Origin of the sequence: Intestinibacter sp., from assembly GCF_051866655.1 — a bacterium.
In the GTDB taxonomy this organism is placed as follows: domain Bacteria; phylum Bacillota; class Clostridia; order Peptostreptococcales; family Peptostreptococcaceae; genus Intestinibacter.
Window position 1 is genome coordinate 1 of sequence record NZ_JBJDXL010000060.1, and the last position, 7,378, is coordinate 7,378.

The following is a 7,378-nucleotide window of genomic DNA, read 5'->3' on the forward strand; positions in this document are numbered from 1 at the left end:
TTGTTCTTTTTTATAAAACATGGATTAAAGTCGGGTTTTGTAAGCTGTGTATGTATTTCCTTTTTCTCCCAAGCCTTAAACTTTTCTTGGATTCGCTCTACAATCTCTTCAAATTTAAAATTACCACAAACAGATATTACCGAATTATTTGGAATATAATATTTGTTGTAGTAATCTAAAATATTTTCTCTTTTAAAGTTTTTAAGAGTTTTTCTATCGCCTAAAATATTCATTCCAAGGTTATGATTTTTATAAATATTTTCAAGTAATAAATCATAAGCCAAATCCTCTGGAGAATCCTCATACATTTTTAGCTCTTCTAAAATTACAAATTTTTCCTTTTCAATGTCTCTTTCGTCAAATGAAGAATTAAGTATCATATCACTCAGTACATCTATCCCTATGTTTATATGCTCATCTAGCAATTTTACATAAAAACATGTGCATTCCTTGCTAGTAAAGGCGTTTATTACTCCACCTAAATTATCTATTTCTCTCGCCAAATCCTTTGCTGATCTATTTTTCGTACCTTTAAATAGCATATGCTCTATAAAATGCGATACTCCACTATTTTCCTCTGTCTCTACAACTGAACCTGCTTTTATCCAAATACCTAATGATATTGATTTTAAATACGGAATTTCTTCTCCAATTATAGTAAGTCCATTTTTTAAGGTCTGACATTTGTACATACTGTCCTCCAATTGTTTAAATATTGAAAATTATATATGTATTAATTATAGTGTACACAATAAATTTATACAAGTGAAAAATTCTCATTTTGAAAATACATCGCTTAATTTACCTGGTACATATCCCTTATCCCTGATTATAGATATTATATCTCCCAAACACGTAGCTGTGGCGTTTGTTGGATGCATTAAAACTATACTTCCGTTTTTTATATCCTTCTTTTTTATTCTATTTATTATATTTTGTGGATTATCCTTATCCATCCAGTCTATAGTATCTACATCCCATTTATAGCATATATAACCTAGATCATTTGCAGCTTTCACAGTCTCATCTCCAAAGGCTCCCGACGGTGCCTGAAAAAAACGACTCTCTGTCTTAGTTATCGAATCGATTATATCTTTTGATTTTTTAATCTGATTTAAATTTTCATCGTAGGACAATGTGTCGTAATTTAAATGCTGGTATCCATGATTTGCAATTTCATGACCTTTATCCTTCATTTGTAGTAATTTATCCTCGTTTTTTTCAGCCCATTTCCCCGTAACTGCAAATGTTATTTTTACATTTTCTTTGTCTAGAATTTCCAAAATTTTTTGGATATACTCATCCTCCCAACCTAAATCTACGTTGCAGGTAATTGCAACGTAGTTACTATTTTCATTTGTTCCCATAGTATAAGGCTGATTATTTCCCGCTAAATCTAATATGTCCATAGTGTCTAGCGTTTTATTTTTTACAGTGTATATAATACCTGCTATTATAAATAAAACAATTAATATAAAGATAATTATTTTTTTCAATTTGTTCTTATTGATAACCATCATTATCATCAAAACTTCCTCCTTATTTATGTACAATCCTATATTACATATTATTTGAAGGAAAATTGTTTTATTCATATTTTTCAAAAACAAAAAAAATCTTTACCCTAAAATGGGAAAGATTTTTTGTCTAAAATTTAATTTTATTTGTGATCTCTTTTAGGTTTAGGAAGTAATACCTTTCTAGATACATTTACTCTTCCTTTTTCGTCTATTTCAGTAACCTTAACTTCTACTTCATCGCCTATATTTAATACATCTTCTACTTTGTTTACTCTTTCATGAGCTATATGAGATATATGAAGTAGACCTTCTTTTCCTGGAAGTAATTCTACAAAAGCACCGAAGTTTAGTATTCTAGTTACTTTACCTTTGTATACTTGTCCTACTTCTACTTCTGCAACTATATCTGATATTTTCTTTTGTGCTAATTCTATCATTTCAGCATCTATACCTGATATAAATACTTCACCAGTTTGTTCTATGTCTATTTTAACTCCTGTTTCGTCTATTATCTTAGTTATTACTTTTCCACCAGGCCCTATAACGTCTCTTATCTTATCTGGATTTATATTCATAGTCACTATCTTAGGTGCATATTTAGATAATTGTGGTCTTGGAGCGTCTATTGTCTTTCTCATTTCATTTAATATGTGTAATCTACCTAATCTAGCTTGTGCAAGTGCTCTTTTTAATATATCTTCGTCTATACCAGCTATTTTTATATCCATTTGTATAGCTGTTATACCGTGTTCTGTACCTGCAACCTTAAAGTCCATATCTCCTAAGTGGTCTTCCATACCTTGTATATCTGAAAGTATAGCTATTTCTCCATCTTGTTCTATTAGACCCATAGCAATACCTGCTACCATGTCTTTTATTGGAACACCAGCATCTAATAGTGATAAAGTAGATCCACAAACACTACCTTGAGAAGTTGAACCATTTGAGCTTAAAACTTCTGATACAAGTCTTATTGCATATGGGAATTCTTCTTTAGATGGTATTACTGGAAGTAATGCTCTTTCAGCTAATGCACCGTGACCTATTTCTCTTCTTCCTGGTCCTCTAGATGGTCTAGCTTCACCTACAGAGTAAGCTGGGAAGTTGTAGTGATGCATATATCTCTTGTTTTCTTCTTCGTCTAATCCATCAAGTATTTGTACATCTCCTAATGCTCCTAGAGTTGTTATTGTCATTACTTGAGTTTGACCTCTTGTAAATAATCCAGAACCGTGTGCTCTAGGTACAAAGCCGCAATCACACCATATAGGTCTTATTTCGTCAGTTTTTCTAGCATCTGGTCTTCTACCTTCATGTACTATCATTTTTCTAACTTGTTCTTTTATTATTTTATCTAAAACAGCTACTATATCGCCTTCAAATTCTTCTAAAGTTTCTTCGTCGAAGCTTTCTAGTATTTCATTTTTAACGGCGTCCATAGCTTCTTGTCTTTCTAATTTTTCTATTACTCTTACAGCTTCTTTCATTTTATCTGTAGCCATTTCACGAACCTTAGCTTCTATTTCTGCATCTGGTTCTGGTTCTACAAATTCCATTTTTTCTTTGCCGACTTCAGCAGCTATGTTTTCTATAAATTCAACTATTTTTTTGATTTCTTCGTGAGCTGTAAGTATTGCTTCAAGCATTAATGATTCAGGTATTTCCTCTGCACCTGCTTCAACCATCATTACTGCGTCCTTTGTCCCTGAAACAGTAAGATGTAGTGAACTTTTTTCTCTTTGCTCAGCTGTAGGATTTACTACTAATGCTCCGTCTACAAGTCCCATAGAAACAGATCCAGTTGGACCGTTAAATGGTATTTCTGATATTGATAGAGCAACTGATGATCCTATCATCGCAACTATATCTGGTGTACAGTCGTGGTCTACTGATAGTACAGTAGCTACTACTTGTACGTCGTTTCTAAATCCTTTTGGGAATAATGGTCTTATCGGTCTATCTATAAGTCTTGATGTAAGTATAGCTTTTTCAGATGGTTTCCCTTCTCTTTTTAAGAATCCGCCTGGGATTTTACCTACTGAATATAATTTTTCTTCGTAATCAACACTTAGTGGGAAAAAGTCTACTCCTTCTCTAGGTTCAGCTGACTTAGACACGTTTACCATAACCATAGTTTCCCCGTATTTAAGTATAGCACTACCGCTTGCTAATTGTGCTATCTTTCCTATCTCCACAGACAGCTCTCTGCCTGCTAATTCCATTGTAAAAATCTTATGTTCAAACATTAATGCTTTTACCTCCTATTATATTAAACCCTTTTTTCATTCTCTTTAATATATTATCAAAAATATTATAAATAAACAATAAGGCTTACTGTTATTATGTAGTTATTTATACCTAATAAGAAGAGCTTATCGCTAAAATTTCAGGTCCTGTATGAGAACAAATACAAGATCCACCTCTTGTTATATAAATTTTTTTGGCTTTTATCTTCTTTGATACTTCTTGTTGTAGCTTTTTAAAATCTACTTCATTTGATCCATATCCTATAGTTAAAATTTTATCCTCTAAATTTCCACCGTTTAGCTCTAAAATCATATCTACAAGCTTAGAAGCTATTTGCTTTGTACCTCTGACCTTAGATACTATTTTATTTTTTCCATCCTCCATAGTACATATAGGCTTAATGCTAAGCATATTACCTACAAAAGAAACTACACTTGGAAGTCTTCCACTTTGTTTTAAATATTCAAGTGTGAAAGGTACAAATAGTAAATTGACACTTTCTCTCATATTTTCCAATTCATCTATTATTTGTTTAGCGTTAAGCTTTCCTTCTTCTATCAATTCAACTGCCTTTATAATATATTGTCCACTTCCCAAAGATAAAAATAAACTGTCAAATATATATATGTTTCCATCTACATCAGCTTTAGCTAAATTAGCACTTTGAAAAGTTCCTGAAGCTTTAGAAGAGCCTGTTATACAAATAACATCATAGCCTTCTTTTGTGTATTTTTCAAATATATCCTTAAAATCAACGTAAGTAATTTGTGATGTTTTTGGTAGATTTTCGCTATTTTTTAAGACATCGTAAAACTCTTCTTTTGTGAAATCTACACCATCTTTATATTCTTTCCCGTCTATAGTTATTGTCAAGGGTATCATTTCCACAAACTCTTTGTTGTTTATTTCTTCTGGAATATCACACATACTGTCGCAAATTAGTTTTATTTTCATGACTTAAGCCCCCTTGCTTAAAATTATCGTATTTTTTAGTATATAGTTTTTTAATTTTATAATTATATATTTATAATATCCATTCCTTGCATCTTAAATACAAAAAAAGCAAGTATTTATGTATACCTGCTTTTTAATCAAAAGTAATAAAACTATTTTCTTAATCCTAATTTAGCTATTAAAGCTCTGTAACCTTCTAGGTCTTTTTCTTTTAGGTAAGCTAATAAGTTTCTTCTTCTACCAACCATTTTTAATAGTCCTCTTCTTGAATGGTGGTCTTTTTTATGAACTCTTAAATGTTCGTTAAGTTCGTTTATTCTAGCTGTTAATAAAGCTATTTGTACTTCTGGAGAACCAGTATCTCCTTCTTTTCTTCCAAATTCTTTGATTATTTCTTGTTTGTTCATCCTTTGATGTACCTCCGTTTATTTATTTACAAGCGCCATTTACTAAGCATTGATTGGAGTATTCAGATGCCGGGTAATGGTTAACTTCCTTGTCTATTCTATCATAACTTAATTACTTTTGCAAATATACTTTTCATATATTTTTTTTGTATCTTTTTTTAATTGTTCTTTTAATTCGTCTAGAGAATTAAATTTCTTCTCATCTCTTACTCTTTCCAAAAATTCAAGTTTTATAGTTTCACCATAAATATCTTGATTAAACTGTAAAATATTAGTCTCAATTGATAATTTTTCAACTCTTACAGTAGGATTAAAGCCTATATTTGTAGCTCCCATATAAACTTTATCTTTAATGTAAACCTTTGTTGCATATATACCAGGTCTAGGAAGGATTAAATTTTCTTTGAATTTTAAATTTGCAGTAGGAAATCCAATAGTTCTACCTATTTGCTTTCCACTTACAACTACTCCCTCTACCATATAATTATTTCCTAAATAATCTTTTACTTTATCAACTTTACCTTGAGCCAATAAATCTCTTATATATGTGCTGCTGACTCTTATATTGTTTATTTTTATCGGTTTTATTATGTCTACATCGAAATTATATTCTCCACCTAATACCTTCAATAAATTTGCATCTCCTTCTTTATTCCTTGCAAAAGTAAAATCATGCCCCACATATACTTTTTTTACATTTAATTTTTTTACTAAAATATTTTCGACAAAATCTATAGCTGATATCTTAGTCATAGATTCATCAAATGGTATATTTAAAACAACATCGACTCCTAAGTCTCTCATACTATCTATTTTGCCTTTATTAGTAAGAATTTTTCTTACTTTTTCACTTTCAAAAAAATTGGCTGGATTATTTGCAAAAGTAAATACTACGCTTTTGATGTTATTTTCTCTTGCATAATTTACAGTCTTTTGTATAAGGACTTTATGACCTTTATGAAGCCCTTCAAACTTCCCTATTGTGACAGAACTTTCTTCTATTTGTTCTAATTCGTCTAAAGATGTTATAACTATCATTATTTTTTCCCCACCGAAATATTATTTACTATATAAAGAGTTTATCACTTTTTAAAGTAATAGTGTTATTATCTTTTGATATTTTTCCTACACCTATAAAAATATTTTCACAATAAACTCTGACAAGGTAGCTTTTTTCGTCGTTAGTCTTCAATCCTTTTACAATAAATCGCTTTGAATCAATAGTTCCGCCATTTGTATAATATTTTTTTGCACTAGGCTTTAAATCAACCTCTAATAAATTATTTAGAACGTAATCTACATCGTATAAATGATCATCTAATGTAGCATTTTTAGAAAATTCCTCTAATTGTTCTAGAGTTATAGCGTTTTCTAGATTGAATCTTCCCGATGAAGTTCTAAGCAAGAAGGACATATGTCCACCACATCCTAGATAAGCTCCTACATCATGGCATATACTTCTTACATATGTTCCCTTTGAACATTCTACATAAAAAGTTATTTTATTATCGGATATATTTAAAATCTCGATTTTTTTTATGTTGACCTTTCTAGGCTTTATCTCTATTGAATCAGCCTTTCCTTTTCTAGCTAAGTCGCACATTTTTTTACCATTAACCTTCAAAGCCGAGTAAACTGGTGGAATTTGATCGATTTCGCCCTCTTGTAATTTAAAAGCCTGTATTATTTTTGATTTTTCTATATCGAATTTATCACTTTTGTGCAAAATAGTACCTGATGAATCGTAGGTGTCAGTCTCTATTCCAAGTGTCAATTCACATATATAGGACTTGTCCTTATTTAAAATAAGTTCACTTACCTTTGTAGCCCTACCTAAACATATAGGAAGTACTCCTGCTGCATCTGGGTCTAAGGTTCCAGTATGACCAACTTTTTTGATATTTAGTATCCTTCTAACACAACTTACTACATCATGAGATGTCATCCCTGTTGGCTTTAAAATATTAACAATTTTATTCATTATATCATCCTTAAATATACTTTAAAGTCTCATCTACTACCATCTTAGTTGCATTTTCTATACTTTCTCCAAATACAGTTAATCCAGCAGCTCTCACATGACCTCCACCATTAAATTTCTTTGCAATTTGGCTTACGTCCACGTAATTTTTAGATCTAAGACTTATTTTAATTTCATTTGGAGATTTTTCTTTTACTAAAATCCCTACTTCTACGTTTTCAATATCTCTGCAATAAGGTGTTATGCCATCTGTATCCTTGAAGCTCACG

Annotated in this window: 8 protein-coding genes; all 8 read right to left on the reverse strand. The window is 30.8% G+C overall.

Going from position 1 to position 7,378, the window contains the following annotated elements; all coding sequences use genetic code 11:
• On the reverse strand, positions 1–692 hold a 692-nt coding region (locus tag ACI3VO_RS01740), incomplete at its 3' end, for a M16 family metallopeptidase (protein WP_439756255.1).
• An 84-nt stretch (positions 693–776) separates the two neighbouring features.
• Positions 777–1,526, reverse strand: a complete 750-nt coding sequence (locus ACI3VO_RS01745; RefSeq protein ID WP_439756256.1) for a polysaccharide deacetylase family protein — start codon at positions 1,524–1,526, stop codon at positions 777–779.
• A 134-nt stretch (positions 1,527–1,660) separates the two neighbouring features.
• Positions 1,661–3,766, reverse strand: a complete 2,106-nt coding sequence (pnp, locus tag ACI3VO_RS01750; RefSeq protein ID WP_320924745.1) for a polyribonucleotide nucleotidyltransferase — start codon at positions 3,764–3,766, stop codon at positions 1,661–1,663.
• A 112-nt stretch (positions 3,767–3,878) separates the two neighbouring features.
• Positions 3,879–4,721: a DegV family protein gene (locus tag ACI3VO_RS01755; RefSeq protein WP_439756257.1), complete on the reverse strand. Its 843-nt coding sequence runs from the start codon at positions 4,719–4,721 to the stop codon at positions 3,879–3,881.
• Positions 4,722–4,873: 152 nt separating this feature from the next.
• A complete protein-coding gene (gene rpsO, locus ACI3VO_RS01760; RefSeq protein WP_290685753.1) occupies positions 4,874–5,128 on the reverse strand; it encodes a 30S ribosomal protein S15 in 255 nt (84 codons plus the stop codon).
• Between the two features lie 108 nt (positions 5,129–5,236).
• The gene (locus ACI3VO_RS01765) at positions 5,237–6,166 is read right to left on the reverse strand and encodes a bifunctional riboflavin kinase/FAD synthetase (RefSeq protein ID WP_439756258.1); all 930 of its coding nucleotides are present in this window, start codon (positions 6,164–6,166) and stop codon (positions 5,237–5,239) included.
• A 28-nt stretch (positions 6,167–6,194) separates the two neighbouring features.
• Positions 6,195–7,109, reverse strand: coding sequence for a tRNA pseudouridine(55) synthase TruB (gene truB / locus ACI3VO_RS01770; protein ID WP_439756259.1), 915 nt, complete (start codon positions 7,107–7,109; stop codon positions 6,195–6,197).
• Between the two features lie 10 nt (positions 7,110–7,119).
• Positions 7,120–7,378: DHH family phosphoesterase (locus ACI3VO_RS01775; protein ID WP_439756260.1), on the reverse strand; the 259-nt coding region annotated here is incomplete at its 5' end.